This is a genomic window from Xanthomonas sacchari, from assembly GCF_040529065.1.
GTDB lineage: Bacteria > Pseudomonadota > Gammaproteobacteria > Xanthomonadales > Xanthomonadaceae > Xanthomonas_A > Xanthomonas_A sacchari.
This window is the reverse complement of sequence record NZ_CP132343.1, coordinates 3,810,609-3,830,279: the sequence shown is the minus strand read 5'-3', so window position 1 is coordinate 3,830,279 and position 19,671 is coordinate 3,810,609. Positions and strand designations below refer to the sequence as shown.

The 19,671-nt window shown below is 68.7% G+C and carries 18 protein-coding genes; 11 read left to right on the top strand and 7 right to left on the bottom strand.

The window, feature by feature from the left end; genetic code table 11:
• Positions 1-85: 85 nt before the first annotated feature.
• A complete protein-coding gene (ccsA, locus tag RAB71_RS16065) occupies positions 86-880 on the bottom strand; it encodes an inner membrane protein YpjD (RefSeq protein ID WP_010342246.1) in 795 nt (264 codons plus the stop codon).
• Between the two features lie 104 nt (positions 881-984).
• Here ccsA and ffh point away from each other — a divergent pair, with 104 nt between their 5' ends.
• The 8 genes from ffh to rplS all read left to right on the top strand — a co-directional run bounded on the left by ffh (position 985) and on the right by rplS (position 8,020).
• A complete protein-coding gene (gene ffh, locus RAB71_RS16060; protein ID WP_010342245.1) occupies positions 985-2,364 on the top strand; it encodes a signal recognition particle protein in 1,380 nt (459 codons plus the stop codon).
• Positions 2,365-2,386: 22 nt separating this feature from the next.
• Positions 2,387-3,679 carry a hypothetical protein gene (locus tag RAB71_RS16055; protein WP_029561991.1) on the top strand — a complete coding sequence of 431 codons (1,293 nt, stop codon included), beginning with the start codon at positions 2,387-2,389 and terminating at the stop codon, positions 3,677-3,679.
• Between the two features lie 79 nt (positions 3,680-3,758).
• A complete protein-coding gene (locus RAB71_RS16050) occupies positions 3,759-4,823 on the top strand; it encodes a nitronate monooxygenase family protein (RefSeq protein WP_104609585.1) in 1,065 nt (354 codons plus the stop codon).
• The gene (locus RAB71_RS16045) at positions 4,820-5,620 is read left to right on the top strand and encodes an aminotransferase class IV (RefSeq protein WP_010342241.1); all 801 of its coding nucleotides are present in this window, start codon (positions 4,820-4,822) and stop codon (positions 5,618-5,620) included. Before RAB71_RS16050 ends, RAB71_RS16045 begins: the two co-directional genes overlap by 4 nt.
• Before the next feature lie 173 nt (positions 5,621-5,793).
• The gene (rpsP, locus tag RAB71_RS16040; RefSeq protein ID WP_010342240.1) at positions 5,794-6,054 is read left to right on the top strand and encodes a 30S ribosomal protein S16; all 261 of its coding nucleotides are present in this window, start codon (positions 5,794-5,796) and stop codon (positions 6,052-6,054) included.
• Between the two features lie 43 nt (positions 6,055-6,097).
• On the top strand, positions 6,098-6,610 hold the full coding sequence (gene rimM, locus RAB71_RS16035; RefSeq protein WP_010342239.1) for a ribosome maturation factor RimM: 513 nt from the start codon (positions 6,098-6,100) through the stop codon (positions 6,608-6,610).
• A gap of 79 nt (positions 6,611-6,689) precedes the next feature.
• Positions 6,690-7,472 carry a tRNA (guanosine(37)-N1)-methyltransferase TrmD gene (trmD, locus tag RAB71_RS16030; RefSeq protein ID WP_010342238.1) on the top strand — a complete coding sequence of 261 codons (783 nt, stop codon included), beginning with the start codon at positions 6,690-6,692 and terminating at the stop codon, positions 7,470-7,472.
• A 131-nt stretch (positions 7,473-7,603) separates the two neighbouring features.
• Positions 7,604-8,020 (top strand): 50S ribosomal protein L19, encoded by a 417-nt coding sequence (rplS, locus tag RAB71_RS16025; RefSeq protein ID WP_010342237.1) that lies wholly within the window; start codon positions 7,604-7,606, stop codon positions 8,018-8,020.
• 258 nt (positions 8,021-8,278) lie between these two features.
• On the opposite strand, the gene RAB71_RS16020 is transcribed toward rplS, so the two are convergent.
• Entirely contained in the window at positions 8,279-9,739 is a 1,461-nt protein-coding gene (locus tag RAB71_RS16020; protein ID WP_010342236.1) for an MATE family efflux transporter, read from the bottom strand.
• 516 nt (positions 9,740-10,255) lie between these two features.
• Between RAB71_RS16020 and RAB71_RS16015 the strand changes: the two genes are divergently transcribed.
• Complete coding sequence (locus RAB71_RS16015) at positions 10,256-10,663, top strand: RNA-binding S4 domain-containing protein (RefSeq protein WP_010342235.1); 408 nt, start codon at positions 10,256-10,258, stop codon at positions 10,661-10,663.
• Positions 10,664-10,800: 137 nt separating this feature from the next.
• Here RAB71_RS16015 and coaE read toward each other — a convergent pair whose 3' ends face one another.
• The 3 genes from coaE to RAB71_RS16000 are packed head-to-tail and all read right to left on the bottom strand — an operon-like array spanning position 10,801 to position 13,567.
• Positions 10,801-11,424 carry a dephospho-CoA kinase gene (gene coaE / locus RAB71_RS16010; RefSeq protein ID WP_010342234.1) on the bottom strand — a complete coding sequence of 208 codons (624 nt, stop codon included), beginning with the start codon at positions 11,422-11,424 and terminating at the stop codon, positions 10,801-10,803.
• A 13-nt stretch (positions 11,425-11,437) separates the two neighbouring features.
• Positions 11,438-12,301 (bottom strand): A24 family peptidase, encoded by an 864-nt coding sequence (locus tag RAB71_RS16005; RefSeq protein ID WP_010342233.1) that lies wholly within the window; start codon positions 12,299-12,301, stop codon positions 11,438-11,440.
• Positions 12,302-12,307: 6 nt separating this feature from the next.
• Positions 12,308-13,567, bottom strand: coding sequence for a type II secretion system F family protein (locus RAB71_RS16000; RefSeq protein ID WP_010342232.1), 1,260 nt, complete (start codon positions 13,565-13,567; stop codon positions 12,308-12,310).
• 358 nt (positions 13,568-13,925) lie between these two features.
• Here RAB71_RS16000 and RAB71_RS15995 point away from each other — a divergent pair, with 358 nt between their 5' ends.
• Positions 13,926-14,333, top strand: a complete 408-nt coding sequence (locus RAB71_RS15995) for a pilin (RefSeq protein ID WP_010342231.1) — start codon at positions 13,926-13,928, stop codon at positions 14,331-14,333.
• A gap of 200 nt (positions 14,334-14,533) precedes the next feature.
• Positions 14,534-16,264 (top strand): type IV-A pilus assembly ATPase PilB, encoded by a 1,731-nt coding sequence (gene pilB, locus RAB71_RS15990; protein ID WP_029561990.1) that lies wholly within the window; start codon positions 14,534-14,536, stop codon positions 16,262-16,264.
• Positions 16,265-16,429: 165 nt separating this feature from the next.
• On the opposite strand, the gene RAB71_RS15985 is transcribed toward pilB, so the two are convergent.
• Entirely contained in the window at positions 16,430-17,818 is a 1,389-nt protein-coding gene (locus RAB71_RS15985; protein WP_010342229.1) for a sigma-54 dependent transcriptional regulator, read from the bottom strand.
• An 82-nt stretch (positions 17,819-17,900) separates the two neighbouring features.
• Positions 17,901-19,514 (bottom strand): PAS domain-containing sensor histidine kinase, encoded by a 1,614-nt coding sequence (locus RAB71_RS15980; protein WP_010342228.1) that lies wholly within the window; start codon positions 19,512-19,514, stop codon positions 17,901-17,903.
• Positions 19,515-19,671: the final 157 nt, after the last annotated feature.

Sequence of the window (19,671 nt, the reverse complement as noted above, 5' to 3'; positions counted from 1 at the left end):
GGGACGTCGCCGTAGGAGCGGCTTCAGCCGCGACCGGGCCTTCACCCGTCGCGGCTGAAGCCGCTCCTACGGGAAGATGGGGATGCTACTGCGCGTGCCCCAGCACCAGCTCGATCACGAACTTGCTGCCGAAGAACGACAGCAGCAGGAGCACCATTGCCGCCAGGGTCCAGTGCACCGCCTTGACCCCACGCCAGCCATAGCGCCAGCGGCCGAACAGCAGCGCGCCGAACACGATCCACGACAGCACGCTGAGCACGGTCTTGTGCACCAGCCGCTGCGCCAGGAAATCCTGCACGAACAGCACCCCGGTCAGCAGGGTCAGGGTCAGCAGGATGAAGCCGACCACGATGGTGCGGAACAGCAGCGTCTCCAGTGCGGTCAGCGGCGGCAGCGCCCGCAGCCAGGGATGAAAGTCGCGGCGTCGCAGCGCGCGTTCCTGCAGCCACAGCATCACCGCCAGCAGGGCGGCGATGCCCAGCGTGGCGTAGGCCAGCAGCGCCAGCCAGGCATGTAGTTGCAGCCGCCAGTCCAGCACCGGCGCCGGCTCGTGGCCGTAGCCGTGGTAGGCCAGCAGCAGCGCCGCCGACAGCGGGAACACCACCACGCCCAGCGCGGCCATGCGCCCGCTGGCGCCGACCAGGGCGGTCATCAGCGCCATGCCCAGGCTGACCAGCGACAGCGCGGCGAAGAAGTGCATGTCCGGGCCGCCGGCGGTGTGCAGGGCGACCTGCACGTGATAGCCCGCATGCAGCGCCACTGCCGGCAGCGCCGGCAGAAGCCACGCCCGGCTGCGGTCCACCCGGTCGCGCACCACCGCGGCGATCAGCAGGCCGGTCGCGGACAGGTACAGCAGGGCGGCAAGGACGGTGATGAGCATCGCGCCAGTTTCGCATATCGGGCCCGCCGCCGTGATGGCGGCACCGGGATCGCCGGCGCGCCCGGCTATAATCGACGGCCGTTTCCCGCTCGCGACCCGCCCGCATGTTCGAATCCCTCACCCAACGCCTCTCCGGCACCATGCAGCGCCTGCGCGGCCGCGGTCGCCTGACCGAGGAGAACATCCGCGAAGCCACTCGCGAAGTGCGCATCGCGCTGCTCGAGGCCGACGTCGCCCTGCCGGTGGTGCAGGCGCTGATCGAGCGCATCAAGGTACGCGCGGTCGGCCAGGAAGTGCTCAAGAGCCTGACCCCGGGCCAGGCGCTGATCAAGGTCGTGCGCGACGAGCTGACCGCGGTGATGGGCTCGGCCGCCAGCGACCTCAACCTCAACGTGCCGGCGCCGGCGATCGTGCTGATGGCCGGCCTGCAGGGCGCGGGCAAGACCACCACGGTCGGCAAGCTGGCCAAGCACCTGAAGGAAAAGCGCAAGAAGAAGGTGATGGTGGTGTCGGCAGACGTGTACCGCCCGGCCGCGATCGAGCAGCTCAAGACCCTTGCCGAGCAGGTCGGGGTGCTGTTCTTCCCGTCCGAGGCCTCGCAGAAGCCGGTGGACATCGTCCGCGCTGCCATCGCCGACGCGCGCAAGTCCTTCGTCGACGTGCTGCTGGTGGATACCGCCGGCCGCCTGGCCATCGACGCGGCGATGATGGAGGAGATCAAGGCGCTGCACGCGGCGATCGCCCCGGTCGAGACCTTGTTCGTGGTCGACGCGATGACCGGCCAGGACGCGGCCAACACCGCCAAGGCGTTCAGCGAGGCGCTGCCGCTAACCGGCGTGGTGCTGACCAAGACCGACGGCGACGCCCGCGGTGGCGCGGCGCTGAGCGTGCGTTACATCACCGGCAAGCCGATCAAGTTCATCGGCGTCGGCGAGAAGCCCGACGGCCTGGACGTGTTCCACCCCGACCGCCTGGCCAGCCGCATCCTCGACATGGGCGACGTGCTGTCGCTGGTCGAGCAGGTCGAGCACCAGGTCGACAAGGACAAGGCGCAGAAGCTGGCCGAGAAGGTCGCCAAGGGCAAGAAGTTCGACCTCAACGACATGCGCGACCAGCTCGAGCAGATGCAGAACATGGGCGGCCTGTCCGGGCTGATGGACAAGCTGCCGGGCATGGGCCAGATCCCCGAGCACCTCAAGCAGCAGGTCGCCGGCAACAAGGACGTGCCGCGGATGATCGCCATCATCGGCTCGATGACCAAGAAGGAGCGGCGCAACCCGGGTCTGCTCAACGGCTCGCGCCGCGCGCGCATCGCCCGCGGCTCCGGCACCCAGCCGGCCGACGTCAACAAGCTGATGAAGCAATATCAGCAGATGGAAAAGATGATGAGCAAGATGGCCGGCGGCGGGATGAAGGGCCTGATGCGCGGCATGAAGGGCATGCTCGGCGGCATGGGTGGCCGCGGCGGCCTGCCGTTCCGCTGAGCCTGCAGCCACGGCACGCGTGGTGAGCGCGTCCGCTGGCACGCGCGTGCTGCGTCTGGCCCTCGCGCTCGCCCTGGCGCTGCACGCGACCTCCGGCTGGGCGGTGCTGCCGGCGACACTGGTGTACTGGGTGCTGGTGGTGCTGGTTGCCGCCGCAATCGATCACGCGATGGCGCGCCACACGGTCGGCAGTGCCGCGGCGGCGTCCATGGACTCCGTCAGTGGCGAGGCCGGCGCCGCGCCCGCACCGGCGCGGTTGCCGCCGCCAGCGCAGCCGGTCATCCCACCTGCGGCGCTGTGCGCGCGGCCGTCCGGTCCGCGCCAGTGGCGCCTGCATCTCGAGGACATCGTTCCATTCCCGGAGGAGCGCTTTCCGCGCCAGGGCATCTGCACCACCTCCGAACTGGTGCTGTACGCCGGCGATGCGCTGGTGCTCGCCTTCCATCCTGCTGCCGATAGCCCCGCGCAGTGGCGCTGCGACGTGCTTGCGCCGGGCGCGACCCAGCCGCAATGGCTGGAGGTGGCGGCGGACGTCGAGTACGTGGTGCCGATCGCGCAGACCGGCGTGTACTCGATCGGCATCGGCCAGGCCGAACTGCATGTACCCGGTACGGTGGCGCTGTGGCGACGCGTGCCGGAACCGGAACGGCTGGCGTGGCCGGTGCAGCCGCTGCGCGGCGCCCCCTTGGTCTATGCGCAGCGCTCCGACGGCTCCCTCGCCATCGATGACGCGCCGGCTCTGGATGCATGGCCGCTGGCGCAGTTGCCGCTCCGTTGCGTGGCACGCGCGCCGGCGGGAGCCGCGTTGCTCTTCGCCAGCGTCGATCGGAGCTGGGATGTGCCTGGAGCATCCGACGCCGCGGTGGCGGATCCAGCGGATGGCGCGATCGTGCATCGCCACTTCCTGCAGCTGAGCCAGGGTGACGTCCTGGTGCTCGAGGCGGTGTGGACATCCGCCCTCTTCGGCCAGCCACTGCCGGTGCCCGGCGGCACCCGTCCGACCGACGGCGAACTGCGGCTGTTCGCGCTGTTGCACGGGCCGCAGCTGGCGGCCTTGCATTCGTCCGCGACTGCGCCGACATGCGTGGAGGTGGTCTGTCCGGTCGACGGGCTGTATTGCCTGGAGTTGTGGTTGTCCGGCCCGGCGTCGTGGCGCGATCGTGCTGTGGAGACGTTGGTCGATCTGCGGCTGTGGGGCGCCTTCGTGCAGCGCCCGGCGCGGCTGCGCGCTTTTTCCCTGCAACAGGTGTGGGTCGGCGATCGGGGCCGGCAATGTCTGCCGGTGCCGGTGCCGGTGCCGCTGCCGCTGCCGTGAGCGTCGCCGCGTCGGTGGTACGGCGGCCCGGAGGCAGCGCGGCTAACATGGCGATTCCTGGAATCGCGGAGCACGCATGATGGAGCGCCTGGCGCGCGTGGAGGCCTTTCGGCAGCGCTTCGGCCTGCGCCTGCCGATCCTGCTCAGCCCGATGGCCGGCGCCTGCCCGGTGCCGCTGTCGGCCGCGGTCGCCGCGGCCGGCGGCATGGGCGCGATGGGCGCGGTGCTGTCCGCCCCGCAGGACATCGTGACGTGGATGGACGCGCTGCGTGCCGCCGGCGGCGGGCCGGCGCAGGTCAACCTGTGGGTGCCGGATCCGCCGCCCGCGCGCGATGCCGCCGCCGAGGCCGAGGTGCGCGCCTTTCTCGCTGCCTGGGGGCCGCCGGTCGAGGCGGCGGCCGGCGATGCGGCGCCGGCCGACTTCGACGCCCAGTTCGAGGCCTTGCTGGCGGCGCGGCCGGCAGTGGCCTCCTCGATCATGGGACTGTTCCGCCCGGATCAGGTGCAGCGGCTGCGGCAGGCTGGGATCGCCTGGTTCGCCTGCGTCACCACCCTGGACGAGGCGCTGGCCGCGCAGGCCGCCGGCGCTGATGCGGTGGTCGCGCAGGGGGGCGAGGCCGGTGGTCACCGCGGCGCCTTCGAGGCCGGCAGCGCCGAGCGGCAACTGATCGGGCTGTTCGCGTTGCTGCCACGGCTGGCCGACCATCTGCGGATCCCGGTGATCGCCGCCGGCGGCATCGGCGACGGCCGCGGCATCGCCGCCGCGCTGACCCTGGGCGCGAGCGCGGTGCAGATCGGCACCGCCCTGCTGCGCAGCCCGGAGGCGGCACTGACGCCGGCCTGGGCCGACGCGCTGGCCAGGGCCGAACCCGAGCAGACCACGTTGACTCGCGCCTTCTCCGGCCGCCTGGGCCGCGCGCTGGTCACCGACTACGTGCGTGCCGCCGCCGCGCCGGACGCGCCACCGCCGCGACCGTACCCGGTGCAGCGCGGGCTGACCGCACCGATGCGCCAGGCCGCGCAGCGTGCCGACCGCCTGGCGGCGATGCAGGCCTGGGCCGGGCAGTCGGCGTGGATGGCACCGGCCGAGCCCGCCGCGACGTTGGTTGAACGCTGGTGGGCGCAGGCGCAGGCCCTGCTGTGACATCGCAAGTCTTCCACCGCGGGCAGCCTGCCGGCGCCGAGCTGCTGGCCGCGGCCGCGCTGGTGAACTATGGGCATTTCAGCACCATGCAGGTGCGCAATGGTGCCGTGCGCGGGTTCGACCTGCATCTGCAGCGGTTGCAGCAGGCCAACGCGGCGCTGTTCGGGAGTGCCCTGCCGCATGAGCGCGTGCGCGACGAGCTGCGCGCGGCGCTGGCCGCCTTCGGCACGGGCGACGCCTCGCTGCGCGTCACCGTGTTCTCGCCCGCATTCACGCTGCGCCTTGCCGGTGCTGACTGCGCCGTGGAACTGCTGCTGTCGCTGGCGCCACCGGCACAGGCCGAGGCGGCGCCGCTGCGGCTGCGCAGTGGCGTATTTGCCCGGGAGACGCCCCACCTCAAGCACGTCGGCACCTTCGGTGCTTTTTACCAACGCCGCCTGGCGCAGCAGGCCGGCAGCGACGACGCGCTGTTCGTCGACGCGAAGGGGCAGGTGGCCGAAGGCCCGACCTGGAATCTGGGATTGTGGGACGGGGCCTGCCTGCACTGGCCACAGGCCCCGGCGCTGCATGGCACCCAGCAGCGGCTGCTGCAGGCGGGCCTGGCAGAGTTGGGTGTGGCGCAAGAAGTACGACCACTGCCGCTCCAGGCGTTCGGGCCCGACGTGGCCGCCTTCACCTGCAATGCCCGCGGCCAGCAGCCGGTGGCGGCGGTGGACGGGCGCGCGTTGCGCCCGGCCGAGGACTTGCTGGCCTTGCTGGAAGAAGCGCTGCGCACCCAGCCCTGGCAGGCGATCTAGGCGGCTCAAGAGGCATCTCGTGGCCATCGGCACCGCTTCTGGCGAATCCCCAATCCCGGATCCCCAATCCCTTGCCGCGGCAGCGGCACCCGACTTGGCAGAGCCGGGGCCGGCCGCTATAATCGCCGGCTCACCGCGCCATCCTGGCGACTGGGCAACACCGGAAACTCACCATGGTCAAGATCCGCCTCACCCGTGGCGGCGCCAAGAAGCGCCCCTTCTACCACATCATCGTCACCGACGTGCGCAGCGCGCGCGACGGCCGCAACATCGAACGCGTCGGTTACTACAACCCGGTCGCCCAGGGCGCCGAGCCGCGCGTGGTGCTGGACCTGGCCCGCGTCGACCATTGGGTGTCCAATGGCGCGCAGCTGACCGACAAGGTGCGCAACCTGTACAAGGAAGCTACCAAGAACCAGGCCGCCGCGGCCTGATTCCGCGGGCCGCGCCCAGCGCGCGGCCCTTACGTTTGCGCCAATGAAAGACAGCCAGCGCCGCATCCTGCTCGGTCGGGTCCTCGGCGCGTTCGGCATCCGTGGCGAGGCCAAGCTCGAGTCCTGGACCGAGCCGCGCCTCGCCATGTTTCGTTATCAGCCCTGGATCGTGCGCAAGCCCGACGGCAGCGAGAGCAGCCTCACCGGCGTGCGCGGCCGCGAGTCCGGCAAGTACCTGATCGCCACGCTGCCCGAGGTCACCGACCGCGACGCCGTGGAAGCCCTGCGCGGCACCGAGATCTACGTGGCGCGCAGCAGTCTGCCGCCGCCGCGCCCGGACGAGTACTACTGGGTGGACCTGGAAGGCCTGGACGTGCGCACCGTCGACGGCGTGGCGCTGGGGCAGGTGTCGCACCTGTTCTCCACCGGCGCCAATGACGTGCTGGTGGTGCGCGGCGACCGCGAGCGGCTGGTGCCGTTCGTGCAGCCGGACTACATCAAATCGGTGGATTTCGAGGCCAACCTGGTCGTGGTCGACTGGGACCCCGAGTTCTGAGCGAAGCGGCCATGCGGCCGCCTTGGCTTTTGCTTTTGCTTTTGCCATTCCCCATTCCCGACTCTCTATTCCCAGCTTCATGCGCATCGACGTCATCAGCCTGTTCCCCGAGTTCGTCGCCCAGTGCGCCGGGTTCGGCGTGGTCGGGCGTGCGCAGGAGCGGGCGCTGCTGGACCTGCACGGCTGGAACCCGCGCGACTACGCCGGCGGCGGCTACCGCAAGGTCGACGACCGCCCGTTCGGCGGCGGCCCGGGCATGGTGATGATGATCGAGCCGCTGCAGGCCTGCCTGCAGGCGGTGCGCGACGCCGATCCACAGCCGGCGCCGCTGATCTACCTGAGTCCGCAGGGGCGGCCGCTGACCCAGGCCAAGGCCCGCGAACTGGCCGCGTTGCCGCGTCTGCTGCTGCTGTGCGGGCGCTACGAGGGCGTGGACGAGCGCTTCGTCGCCGCCGCGGTGGACGAGGAAATCTCCATCGGCGACTACGTGCTGTCCGGCGGCGAACTGGCCGCGGCGGTGCTGGTGGATGCGGTGACCCGGCTGCAGGAGGGCGCGCTGAACGACGCCGAATCCGCCGCCCAGGACAGTTTCGAAGGCCCGGACGGCCTGCTCGACTGCCCGCACTACACCCATCCGCGCGAACACGCGCTGGGCGAGGTGCCGGCGGTGCTGCGTTCCGGCAACCACGCTGCGATCGCGCGCTGGCGGCGCATGCAGGCGCTGGGGCGGACCTGGCTGCGGCGCCCGGAGCTGCTGGACGAGGCCGCGCTGAGCGCCGCCGACCGGCGCCTGCTGCAGGAATTCCGCCAGGAGCGGGAGGCGGCGCAGGCCGCCGAACAGGAAAATCCATCCAGGCCCTAGCCATTGCCGCCGGGCTGGGTTAAAATGCCCGGCTTTCCGGCCAGTGCGTTCCGTGCTTGGCCCATCCGATATCGCGCAATCGCCGTGCGGCGACTGCCGGACCACCTCACCAGACACAAGCGGTGCCCACCATGAGCAAGCTCAACAAGACCATCCTGGCCGACTTCGAAGCCGCCCAGATCCAGCGCAAGCTGCCGGAGTTCAACCAGGGCGACACCGTCGTCGTCAACGTCAAGGTGAAGGAAGGCAACCGCGAGCGCGTGCAGGCCTACGAAGGCGTGGTGATCGGCACCAAGAACGCCGGCCTGAACTCCTCGTTCACCGTGCGCAAGATCTCGCACGGCTACGGCGTCGAGCGCGTGTTCCAGACCCACAGCGCCACCATCGACTCGGTCGAAGTGAAGCGCCGCGGCAAGGTCCGCGCCGGCAAGCTGTACTACCTGCGTGGCCTGGAAGGCAAGGCCGCTCGCATCAAGGAAGACCTGGCCGCCGCTGCGCAGGCCAAGGTCGCGCGTCAGGCCGCTGCCGCCGCCGCCAAGGCCGAGTAATCCCCCGGCGACCAATCGGTCGCTGCCGCAACGGCCGCCTTCGGGCGGCCGTTTGCGTTTGTGGCGTCGGCCATTGTGCCGGCCCGGTATGTCAGCCAAGGCCGCGCGCGCGGTGCTCTGTAGGAGCGGCTTCAGCCGCGACAAGCTCGACCGGATCAAGGCCGATCCAGGCGCGTAGCGGCAATGGCTTTGCGGGGAATGCCGTCGCGGCTGAAGCCGTTCCTGCGCGAGGATGGTGCGATACGCGGACGGGCGCACTCAGCGCGCCGGATCCTGCGCCACCGCCACGTCGGCGACCGGCGCCGGCGGCTGCACCGGGACTTCCGCCGGATGCGCCACCGTCTCCGGTGGCGCGGGCGCCAGCATCCGCGCGGTGCGCCAATTGCCCCAGCGGTAGTACGCCAGCGACACCAGCATCGCGCAGGTGGCGCTGGTCGGGAAGCTCCACCACACCGCATCGGCACCCAGTTGCGGCTGCAGCAACTGGGCGAACGGCACGCGGATGCCCCACAGCGACAGCGCCAGGATCAGCAGCGGCGGGATCACCGCACCCGTGGCGCGGACTACGCCGGAGATCACGAAGGTCACCCCGAAGAACAGGAACGACCACACCGCGATGTGGTTGAGATGGCGCGCGATCTCCAGCGCCGCGCTGTGCGGCGGCAAGAACAGCGCCAGGGTCCAGCGGTCGAACAGGATCAGCGGCGCGATCAGTGCGCCGGTCAGCAGGAAGTTGAACAGCACGCCCTTGCGCGCAGTCGCCGCGACGCGGTCCCAGCGCTGCGCACCGACGTTCTGCGCGGCCATCGACGAACAGGCCGCACCGATCGCCATCGCCGGCATCTGCAGATAGGCCCACAGTTGCAGCGCTGCGCCGTAGGCCGCGGACGTGTCGGTGCCGTAGCCGTTGACCAGGGCGATCATCACGATCATCGCCAGCGAGATCAGCACCATCTGTAGGCCCATCGGCACACCCTTGACGATCAGCGCGCGCAGGATCGGCAGGTCGAGCCGGAACAGCCGCGCGTCGCGGCGGCCCAGCCACAGCACGTGGCGCTTGTGGCGCAGGTACAGCAGCAACCCGGTCAGCGACACCGCCTGCGCGATCAGCGTGGCCCAGGCCGCACCGGCGATGCCCAGCTTGGGGAACGGTCCCAGCCCGAACAGCAGCAGCGGATTGAAGCCGATGTCCAACGCCACCGACAGCAGCAGGAAGCGGAACGGCGTGCGCGAATCGCCGGTGCCGCGCAGCGCCGCCGACAGGAACGCGAACGTGTACAGCAACGGCATCGCCAGGAAGATCACCCGCAGGTAGGCCTCGGCCAGCGGCAGCGACGCCGCCGGCGTGCCCATCGCCGCCAGCAGGTGCCGCGCCAGCCACCAGCCGCCGGCGGCGATCAGTACCGAGATGCCGATGAAGAAGGTGGCGCTGGTGCCCATAACCCGCCGCGCCTGCGCCACGTCGCCGCGGCCCATCGCCTGGCCGATCAGGATGGTGGCGGCCATGCCGATGCCGAACACCGAACCGATCAGGAAGAACATGATGCTGTTGGCGTTGGCCGCGGCGGTGAGTGCCGCTTCGCCGAGATAGCGGCCGATCCATACGGCATTGACCGAGCCGTTGAGCGACTGCGCGATGTTGCCGGCCAGGATCGGCAGCGAAAACAGCAGCAACTGGCGGCCGATCGGGCCTTCGGTTAGCGCGGCGGGCTTGGTCATCGCGGGTCGGGATCGAGCGTGAGCCGGCCACACTATCACCGACGGATGTCGCTGGGCGATGGGCGGATCTGGGTCTGCAGCGTTCGTGCAGCAGACGGGCTGTGGGGCGGGCCTGCGCCGCCCCCACGGCGGGTTGCGTGGGCCGTCACGCGTGGCGGCCGGTCCAGCCCGAGTCGCGGTAGTGCGCTTGCGCCGAGGATGGGCGCGCGTTCGGCATGGATCGCGTCATTCGCTTGGTGTGGGGGTGGATCAAGGCCAGCGTCAGCCTGGGACAGTAAATCTGGGTGAGCCACACCCACGGTGCGCCTGCCTGGAGTTCGCTCGCTACCTGCCAACGCATTCATCCTGAAGGGGCGTGTCCCTGCGGACGCGGTGCTTGTATTGGCGCGATCGCATCGCCATCTGTGCGGAAAGACCTGCGCGCCGCCCATGCACCCTGCCGGTGCCATGGTGTCCGATCCGGCGGCGTCCCTTGGCTGCCTGCAACCTCAACGTGAGTGGATGTCGAGCAACGCAATGAACGAACCTGTCGTGCAAGCTGCTTCGGTGCGCCTGGATGTCTGGCTATGGGCCGCGCGCTTCTTCAAGACCCGCAGCCTGGCCAAGCAGGCCGTGGAAACCGGCAAGGTGGACGTGGCCGGGCAGCGGCCCAAGTCCTCGCGCGCGGTGCGCGTGGGCGAGCAGGTGCGGGTGCAGCGCGGAGACGAGCTGTTCGAGATCCAGGTGCTGGGGCTGAGCGATACGCGCGGTCCGGCCAGCGTGGCGCAGGCGCTGTACCAGGAAAGCGAGGCGTCGCGCGAGCGCCGCGCGCAGTTGCGCGCGCAGCGCAGCGCCGAGCGCAACGGCTACCAGGCACCGGAGGGCAAGCCGGACAAGCGCGCGCGGCGGTTGATCCGCGCGTTGGGTGATCTGGACGCGTTGTAGCCGAACCTGCGTCGCCGTGCTTAGGCGGGCGGCGTTGCGCCGATCTTGGTCAGAAGGTGGGCTGCGGCCCGTAAGCCGTTCGCGTCGATGGCAGTGGCGACGCGTCCGCTGTACCGCAGTCGCAGCTGAAGCGGCTTCTACGAGGCGGCTTTTGCCGCCGCCAATGCCCGGTATTCCCGATCCAGCCGCTCCACCGACGCCTGCAAATCCGCTGCGGCGCCGTCGTTGACCACCACGTCGTCGGCAATGGCCAGTCGCGCGGCGCTGGTGGCCTGCGCTGCCAGCATGCGCTGCGCCAGGTCGGCGGTGATGCCATCGCGCTGCATCAGCCGGGCGTGCTGCATTGCCTCGGGGGCGTCGATCACCAGGATCCGGTCGAGCCAGGGATAGGCGGTGCGTGCGCCGACCTCGGTGAGCAGCGGAATGGCCGCGATCGCGTACGGTCCTGCGGCTTCGCGGCACTGTTGCTGCAGCAATTGGCGGATGGCGGGGTGGGTGATCGCTTCCAGGTCGCGGCGTGCCGTCGCGTCCTCGAAGATGCGCTGACGCAAGGCGGCACGATCGAGCTGCCCATCGTCCTGCAGGATCTGCGGCCCGAACCGCGCCACGATCTGCGCCAGCGCGGGATGCCCGGGGGCGACCACCGCACGTGCGGCAAGGTCGGCATCGGCGACGACGATGCCCCTGGCCTCGAAGCGGCGACTCAGTTCGCTCTTGCCGGAGGCCACGCCTCCGGTCAGGCCGACGACGAAATCAGTCAAGCGGCGGGCTCCGTCAGCGCAGTCCCGACCAGCGCATGTAGGTCTCGACGATTTCCGTGCCCCAGAAGAAGGTGATCCAGCCGGCGATCGCCAAGTACGGGCCGAACGGGATCGGCGTGGCGCGGTCGCGGCCCTTGGCCGCCAGCCACAACGAACCCAGGATCGCGCCGACCAGCGAGGAGATCAGGATGGTCGGCAGGATGCCCTTCAGGCCGCACCAGGCGCCGATCGCGGCGAGCAGCTTGAAGTCGCCATGGCCCATGCCCTCCTTGCCGGTGATCTGCTTGAATAGCCACCACACCGACCACAGCGAGAAATAGCCGACCGCGGCGCCAAGCAGGGCCGGTTTGGCCGGCATGTACAGGTTGTCCATGCTGCCGATCAGGCCCAGCCACATCAGTGGCAGGGTCAACTGGTCCGGCAGCAGGCGGGTACGCAGGTCGATGCCGGACAGCGCCACCAGGAAACAACTGAACACGATCGCGCCGAAGCCCTGCCAGCCGAAGCCGAAGCGCCACACGCTCGCGACCACCAGCAGGCTGGTGAGCAGTTCCACCAGCGGGTACTGCGGCGAGATCGGCGCATGGCAGTAGCGGCACTTGCCGCGCAGCGCGAGCCAACTGAACAGCGGGATGTTCTCGAACCAGGCCAGCTTGTGCTTGCAGTGCGGGCAGTGCGACGGCTCCACCACGATGCCGGGCGGCGGCGGATCGTAGATGTCCGGCAGCTCCAGGATCTCGCGCGAATCGCGCTTCCACTGCCACTCCATGCGCTTGGGCATGCGCAGGATCACCACATTGAGGAAGCTGCCCACCAGCAAGCCGAGTCCGGCCGCGGCCGGGAAGCCGAGGCCGGGGTGTTGATCGAGAAATGCCATTAATGCTTATCCAACGACGGAGGCCAGCTTGAAGATCGGCAGGTACATGCCGATGACCATGCCGCCGACGATGGTGCCGATGAACACCATGATCAACGGCTCCAGCAAGCTGCTCAATGCATCTACCGCGTTGTTCACTTCTTGCTCGAAGTACTCGGCCACCTTGAACAGCATGGCATCCAGTGCGCCGGCCTCTTCGCCGATCGCCGTCATCTGGATCACCATGTGCGGGAACAGATTGGTCTGCTTCATCGCCATGTTGACCGGGTAGCCCACCGCTACGTCGTCGCGCATGCGCAGCACCGACTTTTCGTAGACGCTGTTGCCGGTGGCGCCGGCGACGATGTCCAGCGCCTCCACCAACGGTACGCCGGCGCGGAAGGTGACCGCCAGGGTGCGCGAGAACCGCGCCACTGAACTGTTGTGCATGATCTGGCCGATGATCGGCACCTTCAGGATCAGCCGGTCCATGCCGTGTTGCATGGCTGGCGACCGCTTGTAGGCAAAGGTGAAGCCGACGATAGATCCGACCAGCGCAACCAGCAACAACCACCAGTAGGCCACCATGAAGCGCGAGGCTGCCACGATCATCTGGGTGAAGGCTGGGAGTTCCGCACCGAAGCCCTTGAACACGTCTTCGAACTGCGGAACCACGAAGACCAGCAGGATCGAGCTGACGATCAAGGCGACGGCCATGACCATGGCCGGGTAGAACAGGGCCTTCTTGATCTTGCCCTTCAGTGCTTCGATGTTTTCCTTGTAGGTCGCGACCGTCTCCAACACGGTCTCGAGCACACCTGCACCTTCGCCAGCCTTGACCAGATTGCGGTACAACTCATCGAACTGCACCGGGTGCTTGCTGATGGCTTCGTATAGGGACGAGCCGCCCTCAATATCGGTACGGATCTGGTCGACCATTTTTTTCATGCGCGGGTTCTTGTGCCCGCTGGCGATGATTTCCAGTGAACCCACGATGGGGACGCCCGATTTCATCATCGTCGCCATCTGGCGGCTGAAGAAAGCGATGTCCTTCGTGCCGATCTTGCTGCCGCTCGCCCCGAACAGCGGTTTCGGCTTGGGTTTGACCACCGAGGGCGTGATGCCTTGCCGGCGCAATTCGGCGCGCAGCAAGTTGGCGCTCTTGGCGACCTGTTCACCCTTCATTTTGACGCCGCGCTTATCCGTACCCTCCCAGACGAAGGGCACCTGCTGACTGGTGCTGCGTGCGACCGGCTCTTTCTTGACTGCGCTGCGCGTTGCGGACATCAGGTTGTCTCCCCCGTCCGGCCATCCCCGGGCGGACATATCCAGCATGGTATCGGTTTCCTGGACGTCTGACATCCGCAGCGGCCATCATCAAACCGGATCGCACCCCGGAGGTGACGCAGTGCGTCACTTTCTGCCCCGCATGGGCGGATGGTCCATCCTGTCGCAAATTCCTGATTTGCCTGCAACTTGGGCCTGTGGCTGAGGCATGATGCACTTCGGTAGGGGATTGGACGTGCGCGCGAAGTTGGCACGCAGTCTGCTTCACTTACCCCACGTGGCGCTCCGCCGCGGCGCTCGGGGAGTAGGATCCGCGGGCGAGTGCCCATCACTCACATTCCATCTCTAGGGGTTTGTTATGAAGAAGCAGCAGGGCTTTACCCTGATCGAACTGATGATCGTGATCGCGATCATCGCCATCCTGGCCGCCATCGCGCTGCCGATGTACCGTGATTATGTGGCCAAGTCGCAGCTCGCCGCCGCGCTTGCTGAGGTGAATCCGGCCAAGACCATGCTGGAATCCAAGCTGCAGGAAGACAGCACCTACGTTCCGGCAACTGCCGCCGACGTTGGCCTGCAGTCCACCTCGCCGCGCTGCACCACCTTCAGCGCCACCGCAACCACCCTGTCGTGCAACACCATCAAGGGCAACGACATCGTCGCCGGCGCGACCTTGACCCTGACCCGTGCCAACACCGGTGTCTGGACCTGTGCGATCACTGGTGGTGCGGTGCTTGCCAAGCACAAGCCGAGCAACTGCACCTAAGAGATTGCTCGCGGTTTCAAAAAGAAAAGGCCCTATCGGGCCTTTTCTTTTTTGCCCCCTCGGCTGGTGGGGCGGCGGTATAGTGGCGGTCAGGTCGGATTGAAGTCGGTCTCGGCTTTGACCACGATCGTTTCAGCCGCGCTGACGAAGTTCGAACGGCCTGTCTGAATATTCGATTTGAAATTTTCGAGCAGGTATTCATGAACGCAATGACGAGCAACCTAGTCGGCATCACCGGGATCGCCCGCCGCCTCGTGCAGGACGGTGTGCTCGAGGAAGCCGCGGCGCGGACCGCCATGGCCCAGGCGGCCGAGGCGAAGGTGCCGCTGCCGCAGTGGTTCTCCGAGAAGAAGCTGGTCACTGCCGCACAGCTGGCCGCCGCGAATGCGGTCGAATTCGGTATGCCGTTGATGGATGTCTCGGTTTTCGACGCCAGCCAGAACGCGATGAAGCTGGTCAGCGAGGAGCTGCTGCAGAAGTACCAAGTGCTGCCGTTGTTCAAGCGTGGCACCCGCCTGTTCGTCGGCATCAGCAACCCCACCCAGACCCGGGCGCTGGACGACATCAAGTTCCACACCAATCTGACGGTGGAGCCGATCCTGGTCGACGAGGACCAGATCCGCCGGACCCTGGAGCAGTGGCAGGCCAGCAACGATTCCCTCGGCAGCGCGCTGGGCGACGACGAGGGCATGGACAACCTCGATGTCGGCGGCGGCGACGAGGACATGGGCGGCGGTGGCGACACCGGTATCGACGCCAAGGGCGAGGACACCCCGGTCGTCAAGTTCGTGAACAAGGTGCTGGTCGATGCGATCCGCCGTGGCGCGTCCGACATCCACTTCGAGCCCTACGAGGACGACTATCGGGTGCGCCTGCGCATCGACGGTCTGCTCAAGAGCGTGGCCAAGGCCCCGGTCAAGCTCAACCAGCGCATCGCCGCGCGCCTGAAGGTGATGGCCCAGCTGGACATCGCCGAGAAGCGGGTCCCGCAGGATGGTCGCATCAAGCTCAACCTGTCCAAGAACAAGCAGATCGACTTCCGTGTCAGCACGCTGCCGACGCTGTTCGGCGAGAAGATCGTGCTGCGTATCCTCGACGGCAGTGCGGCCAAGCTGGGCATCGACAAGCTCGGCTACGAGCCGGAGCAGCAGAAGCTGTTCCTGGATGCGATCCACAAGCCGTATGGCATGGTCCTGGTCACCGGCCCCACCGGCTCGGGCAAGACGGTGTCGCTGTACACCGCGCTGGGCATCCTCAACGACGATACCCGCAACATCTCCACCGCCGAGGATCCGGTCGAAATCCGGCTGCCCGGGGTCAACCAGGTGCAGCAGAACAACAAGCGCGGCATGACCTTCGCCGCGGCGCTGCGCTCGTTCCTGCGCCAGGATCCGGACATCATCATGGTCGGCGAAATCCGCGACCTGGAGACCGCCGAGATCGCGATCAAGGCCGCGCAGACCGGCCACATGGTGCTGTCCACCCTGCACACCAACGACGCGCCGCAGACCATCGCGCGCCTGATGAACATGGGCATTGCGCCCTACAACATCACCAGTTCGGTGACCCTGGTCATCGCCCAGCGCCTGGCGCGGCGCCTGTGCAACAACTGCAAGCGTCCGGTCCAGTTGCCCGAGAAGGCCTTGCTGGCCGAAGGCTTCACCGAGGCGGAGATCGCCGCCGGCGTCCAGCTGTACGAGGCGGTCGGCTGCGACGAGTGCACCGAGGGCTACAAGGGCCGCACCGGCATCTACCAGGTGATGCCGATGAACGACGAGATCGCGGCGATCGTGCTGCAGGGCGGCAACGCCATGGACATCGCCAGCGCCGCGCAGAACATCGGCGTCAAGGACCTGCGCCAGTCGGCCCTGCTGAAGGCCCGAAACGGCATCACCAGTCTGGCCGAGATCAATCGGGTGACGAAGGACTGATTGGGGCGGGGATTGGGGAGTCGGGATTGGGGATTGGCAACAGCGGCGCAGCGGCTTGCGTCACCGTGCGCTGCCTTGCCGCTTCACCTGCTTGAGATCCGATCGCTCGGAAGCCGCTCTTCGCTCTTGCTAATCCCCAATCCCGACTCCCTAATCCCGGCGCTCCTACTCCATCCCCAGCTTCTTCAGCTTGTAGCGCAGCGCTCGAAAGGTGATGCCTAGTTGCGCGGCGGTGCGGGTCTTGTTCCAGCGGTTCTCTTCCAGCGCCTTCTGGATCGCGGCGCGTTCGAGTTGCTCGATGTAGGACGGCAGGGCGGAGGAGCTGGGGTCGATGTCGACCACGCCGCGCGGCAGGGCGGGGGCGGCTTCGGCGGCGCTGCGGGCGTGGTTGCCGGGTTGCGGCAGGCGCAGGTCGGTGGCGCTGATCTGGTCGTCCTCGGCCATCGCCAGGGCGCGTTCGAGGATGTTTTCCAGTTCGCGCACGTTGCCGGGAAAGGCGTAGCTGCTCAGGGCGTCCAGCGCCGAGGGCGACAGCAGCGGGGTGGGGCGGCCGTGGCTCTTGGCCAGCCGCGCCAGGATCGCCGCGGCCAGTTGCGGCAGGTCGCCGCCGCGCTCGCGCAGCGGCGGCACGCGCAGTTCGATCACGTTGATGCGGTAGTACAGGTCGTGGCGGAAGCGGCCCTCGGCGACCAGGTCGGCCAGGTCCTTGTGCGTGGCCGAGAGGATCCGCACGTCCACCGGCACTTCGCTGGCGGCGCCGACCGGGCGCACCGATTTCTCCTGGATGGCGCGCAGCAGCTTGACCTGCATCGGCAACGGCAGTTCGGCGACCTCGTCGAGGAACAACGTGCCGCCGTGCGCGGCCTGGAACAGGCCGGCCTGGTCGGCATGGGCGCCGGTGAAGCTGCCCTTCTTGTGGCCGAAGAACTCGCTTTCCATCAGTTCGGCGGGGATCGCGCCGCAGTTCACCGGCACGAACGGACCGGCCGCGCGGGCGCCCTGTTCGTGGATGGTGCGCGCGACCAGTTCCTTGCCCACGCCGGATTCGCCGAGGATGTAGACCGGCGCCTGGTTGCGCGCGACCTTGGCGATGGTGCTGCGCAGCGCGTCCATCGCCGCCGAGGCGCCCAGCAGGCGGCTGGCCTGTTCCGGGGCCGGCGGCGGCGGCGCGGCGCGGCTCTCGTTGTTGAGTTCCAGCGCATGCTTGACCAGGCCGCGCAGCACCTGGATGTCCACCGGCTTGCTGACGAAGTCGAAGGCGCCGGCCTTCAGCGCCTCCACCGCCAGGTCCATGCTGCCGAAGGCGGTGATCATCGCCACCGGCGTGCGCGGGTAGTGCCTGGCGATCTCGCTGACCAGTTCGATGCCGTTGCCGTCGGGCAGGCGCATGTCGGTGATGCACAGATCGTAGGGGTTGCTCGCCAGCAGTTCGCGCGCTTCGGCGAGGTTGGCGGCGGTGCTGATGCGCAGCCCCATCCGGCCCAGGGTCAGGACCAGCAACTCGCGGATGTCGCGCTCGTCGTCGACGACCAGGGCGCTTCGGGTTTCGTTCATGTGCAGGGAAGATAGCGTAGGAACCGGGGCATGCGCCAATTTACCGGCGCCGGCCGCGCGCTGGCGGAGCGATTCTCACCTGTCAGCCGCTGAGCATGGCGTGTGGGCCGGGCAGGGCGACGCGGAAACAGGCGCCGCCGGCCGGCACCGGCACGTACTCCAGGCGTGCCTGGTTGGCCCGGCACAGCTCGCGGGCGATGTACAGGCCCAGCCCGGTGCCGTGCTCGGAGGTGGTGAAGAACGGCCGGAACAGCTGTGCCGCCACCGCCTCGGGGATGCCGGGGCCGCGGTCCATCACGTCGACGATGGCGTTGCGCTCCTGCAGCGCCACGCGCAGGCGCACTCGCGCCGGTTCCTCCATCACCCGCCCGTACTTGAGCGCGTTGTGCACCAAGGCGCTGAGGATCTGGTGCAGGTGCTTGGGATCGACCAGCGCGTGCACCGGCTGCGGGGCGAGGATCGCTTCGAGGCTGTCGGTCTCGATCGACAGGGTCTGCCGGTACTCCAGCACGAAGCGGCGCACGAACGCGCCCAGGTCCAGGTTCTCCGGATTGGAGCGTTCGCGCCGGGCCAGGCCGAGCACGCTCTCGACGATGCCGTTGGTGCGCTGGCACTGCTGGTGGATGATCTGCAGCAGGCGGCGGTCGGCATCGCCGATCGCCGGCGATTCCTCCAGCAACTGCGAGGCGTAGTTGATCGCGGCCAGCGGGTTGCGGATCTCGTGGGCCAGGCTGGCCGAGAAGCGGCCCAGCGCCGACAGCGTCAACGACTCGGCGCGCCGCGACACCACCGTGGCGTCGTCCAGGAACACCAGGGTCAGGTCGCCCTCGGCCAGCAGCCGGGCGAAGCGCGGCTGCACCTCGGGCTGGTCCGGCGACAGCTGCAGCGGGCTTTCGTCCTGGTTCCAGCCGTTGCGCCAGCGCTGCAGGCGCCGGGCCAGTTCCGGCGCGGCGCTGAGCAGGTCGAGCCGGCCGCTTTCGCTGTTGCCGTCGGTGTCGCCGAGCAGGGCCGACGCGGCCTCGTTGGCCAGCGTCACCCGGTTCTGCGCGTCCACCACCAGCACCCCGGTGCGCATGCGGCGGATGATCAGTTCGTTGATTTCGTAGAGATTGGCCACCTCGGCGCCGCGGCGTTCGGCCAGGCTCTGGCTGGCGCGCGCGCGCTGGCCGAGGCGGTTGCAGATGTAGGCCACCGCCAGATAGCTGGTGGCGAACATCGCCAGTTCGGCCAGGCTGCGGGTGTTGTCGGCGCCGTCCAGGACGCTCCAGATGTATTCGGCCAGTGTCGCCGCCGAGGCGGTCAGGGCGACGGCGAGGCCGCCGCGCAGGCGCAGCAGCATCGCCGCGGCGGCGACGTTGAACAGCAGCATCATCGCGATGCCGGCGCTGGCCGCGGGCAGGGCGTGCGCGGCCAGGGTCGCGGCGACGATGTCGGCGATGGCGCTGAAGCCGACGATCGGCGCCAGGTGCGCCTCGTTGCGGCCCCACACCAGCAGCGCCAGCGCCACCGCCAGGTAGGCGGTGGACAGGGTGGTGGCCAGTTGCGGGTAGCGCGGCTCGCCGACCAGGATGCCGAGCGGACTGAACACCAGGGCGGCGATCAGCCCGGCCACCAGCACACGGTACAGCGCGAAGAAGTACAGCTCGCGGCGCGGGATGGACTCGATGCGATCGATGAGCGAGGCGCTGGTGGGCAAGCCGGACTCCGGGCGGGCAGCGGACGGCGCGAGTATAGGGGCGGTGCTGTCTGCGCGGATGGCGGCCGGGGCGCAGCGACCTGGCCGGGCCGTCGCCGCCGGCGGTGCGGTGCCCGGTCGAGGCAGGAGAAAGCACGGGCGAGCACGGCGGGGCGGA